The sequence below is a fragment of the Mesorhizobium sp. M0870 genome, from assembly GCF_040319775.1.
Lineage (GTDB): Bacteria > Pseudomonadota > Alphaproteobacteria > Rhizobiales > Rhizobiaceae > Mesorhizobium.
Window position 1 is genome coordinate 1 of sequence record NZ_JAMYOI010000071.1, and the last position, 2,924, is coordinate 2,924.

Sequence of the window (2,924 nt, forward strand, 5' to 3'; positions counted from 1 at the left end):
TGCGGCCGATAGCCGACGCGCCGAAACCGATCAGGGTTCTGCAGGTATCGGCAGAGTAGCCCAACGAGTTACGTCGCAGGCGACCTGTTTCCTGTGCCAGCGCGAGCTCGTCGTGCGGCAAGGCGAAATGGTCGAGCCCGATCTCTCGGTAGCCGGCGGCAACCAGCGTCACCGCGACAGCCGCATGCTGTTCAGCGCGGGCAGCGCTGTGGGGAAGAAATTCCGCCTCAATGAGGCGCTGGTTCTTTATTTGGGATGGGATATGCGAGTAGCCGAACAAGGCAAGCCGGTCGGGGCGCATGGCGACCGCTGCCCTCGCCGTCTCGACCCACGACACCACCGTTTGACGCGGCAGGCGTCCCATGGTGATAACAAACCACCTTGCCGCTGAGCTCGCCTGTGTCTTTGCGTTATGCCAGTCCGTTCCGCTTAGATGTCTTGGCTGTTCCCGCCGAGACCTCACGCGCACCGTTTTATTCCCACCATCCCTCCCCGTCAGCTCCGCCTGGGAAATTCTGCCAGCTTGCCGGATCCGACGAGATAATGCAGCGCTGGGACGGACTTTGCTCGCCAGCTAGCGACCGTGGTGATCTCTGCCAAAAGGACGAGGCCATGAACGCGATCGGCGCAAACGGTGGCGGTTTGTATAAGCCTTGGGGTGGGAACTGGGCCTTCTATGCTGAGCGCCACATACAAGCTCAACGAGACAACTTCGTTCTACCTTCGGCTCTCCCGGTGACCAGCTCTCAGTAGCGTCGCGGCAAACGTTGCCTATGGGCTTCTTTCCGATTTCACAGCTACGGCGACTCCAAACTCAGCAGTCGGCAAGATGGAAGCTTCCAACGGGAACTGCCCAATGCGAACAAGAAGAGCAGTGTCGGCAGTAATCCTGCGCCTCGAACGCTCATCCTAACGCCGTGAAGCGTTGAGCTCCGAGGTTGAGCAGACCAAGCCCGCAACACGCTCCAAGAGAACGGCGCATAGAAGCCATACGAGATTGCAGCCTAGCCTTCGGGGCCGGACGTTGTTTCATATCAGACCGGTGGGGATGAAGCCTGCCATCCAGCACCCGGTCAGTTTCAGGTCAAACTTGAACTCCCAGTCGGGTCAGAACGCGATCAACTGGCAGTCCGACGCACTTAAAAATGACAAATGGATCGCCTGCTTTTGGGCCATCCATGGGGAATTCGGGCGCGAGAGAACAAGCTCACACAGCATAAGCGAAGCTCCAGGCGAATCTTGCGCTGGCCGAGGCAGAACCATGTCTAAAGCTGCCTGTTTTCCACCTCGAACCTGTCTGAGTCCGGCCGATCGTCATAGATCGGCCAAAGCATCGGCCAGATGGCTCCCCCAATTACGGTTTGTGCATAGTTGTCAGTACGATAGGCCTGCCGAACATCGGCCATGATCATCATCGGCAGCATCGATTTGTGTCCAAGCCTGGCGACGTCGGCTGTTTTGGGCAAAAGCCTGCACTCGCGTACCGCAGCCAACCTCGCCCATCTCGTGCGCATCATGAACACCTACTACAGCAACCTGATCGAAGGCCACGATACGCGCCCGCGCGACATCGAACGGGCGCTGGTCGGAATTTCGATCGAGACGAGAACCGCCGCAATCTGCAGCTCGAGGCGGCCGCGCACGTTCGCGTGCAAGCCGAGATCGACCGCCTGGCTGCCGATGGGCAGTTGCCGGAACCGGCATCGGTAGGTTTTCTTCGATGGCTGCACGCGGAATTCTATCGCGATGCCGAAGCGCCCATGCTGACCATCAAGGGTGCCGGCCGTGAGTTCGTCATGGCGCCAGGTGAGTGGCGATCGAAGCCAGAGCATGACGTCGCCATCGGCCGGCATGAACCGCCTTCGAGCGATCGCGTCAACGATTTCATGCAATACTTTGCCATGCGTTATCGCTTCGATAAGCTGGGCAAGGCCGGACGCATCCTGACCATTCCTGCCGCGCATCACCGCTTCAACTACATTCACCCGTTTCCGGACGGAAACGGACGCGCCAGCCGATTGATGAGCCACGCCATGGCCCTCAGGCCGGGGTCGCCGCGCACGGGCTGTGGTCGATCTCACGAGGCTTGGCACGTGGCGTGAAAAGCCGAACGGATTACAAGAGCATGATGGATCATGCCGATATGCCCCGCCAGGGTGATCTCGACGGACGTGGCAACCTCTCCGAACGCGCACTCGGCGATTTTACCTTATGGTTCCTGCAGGCGTGTATCGATCAGGTGAGCTTCATGACCGGACTGTTCGATCTCGACACGTTGGCCAAGCGGCTGTATCGGCATGTGGAGCGCAGTGGTCTGAAGCCCGAAGCCGGCCGCCTCGTGGAGGAAGCGCTCACGCGCGGTGAGGCTGACCGCGGCGAGGCATCCCGTATTAGCGGACTACCCGAACGTACGGCGCGTCGAGTGTTCAATGACGTAATCGCGCTCGGACTATTGGCGTCGGAAACGCCAAAGGGCCCAGTGTCCCTACGCTTTCCGGCGGACGCTCTGGACGCGCTGTTTCCGAAGCTTTTTCCGGAAACGTAAGAGCATAGGGCGCTCACGATCTTAGGTCACTTCTCCTCGGAACCGGAAAGATTTTCACCGGATCACCCGCGGGTTCGTCATTCCGCGTTCTGAGACGCGGGAAAAGCCGGCGCACTAGAGCCGAGGCCGCCGATGCAGACATATTTGGTGTCGAGGTAATCCTCGATGCCCTGATGTCCGCCTTCCTTGCCGAGGCCGGATTCCTTGACGCCGCCGAACGGCGCCTCCGGCGTGGTGATGAGGCCTTCATTGACGCCGACCATGCCGTACTTCAGCCCTTCCATGACGCGGAAAGCGCGGCCGAGATCGCCGGTGTAGAAATAGCAGGCGAGGCCGAATTCGGTGTCGTTGGCGAGTGCTATCGCCTCCTCTTCGGTCT

4 protein-coding genes and 1 pseudogene are annotated in these 2,924 nt (G+C 59.9%); 3 read left to right on the forward strand and 2 right to left on the reverse strand.

Features of this window, described 5'->3' with window-relative positions; translation table 11 throughout:
• Positions 1-355 (reverse strand): annotated as a pseudogene (locus tag NKH97_RS33105) (coproporphyrinogen III oxidase); the annotation flags it as partial.
• A gap of 1,049 nt (positions 356-1,404) precedes the next feature.
• Between NKH97_RS33105 and NKH97_RS33110 the strand changes: the two are divergent.
• Genes NKH97_RS33110 through NKH97_RS33120 form a run of 3 tightly spaced genes read left to right on the forward strand, consistent with a single transcriptional unit; the run spans position 1,405 to position 2,545 of the window.
• Positions 1,405-1,710, forward strand: coding sequence for a hypothetical protein (locus NKH97_RS33110; RefSeq protein WP_245271846.1), 306 nt, complete (start codon positions 1,405-1,407; stop codon positions 1,708-1,710).
• A complete protein-coding gene (locus NKH97_RS33115) occupies positions 1,650-2,102 on the forward strand; it encodes a Fic family protein (protein ID WP_352799954.1) in 453 nt (150 codons plus the stop codon). The genes NKH97_RS33110 and NKH97_RS33115 overlap by 61 nt, the downstream gene beginning before the upstream one ends.
• Before the next feature lie 23 nt (positions 2,103-2,125).
• Positions 2,126-2,545, forward strand: coding sequence for a Fic family protein (locus NKH97_RS33120; protein ID WP_352799956.1), 420 nt, complete (start codon positions 2,126-2,128; stop codon positions 2,543-2,545).
• A 77-nt stretch (positions 2,546-2,622) separates the two neighbouring features.
• Here NKH97_RS33120 and NKH97_RS33125 read toward each other — a convergent pair.
• On the reverse strand, positions 2,623-2,924 hold a 302-nt coding region (locus NKH97_RS33125), incomplete at its 5' end, for an aldehyde dehydrogenase family protein (protein WP_352799959.1).

What these genes read in the sequence shown, in the direction of transcription:
- NKH97_RS33120 (WP_352799956.1), top strand. Translation starts at nt 2,126, where the DNA reads ATGATGGATCATGCCGATATGCCCCGCCAGGGTGATCTCGACGGACGT.
- NKH97_RS33110 (WP_245271846.1), top strand. Translation starts at nt 1,405, where the DNA reads ATGATCATCATCGGCAGCATCGATTTGTGTCCAAGCCTGGCGACGTCG.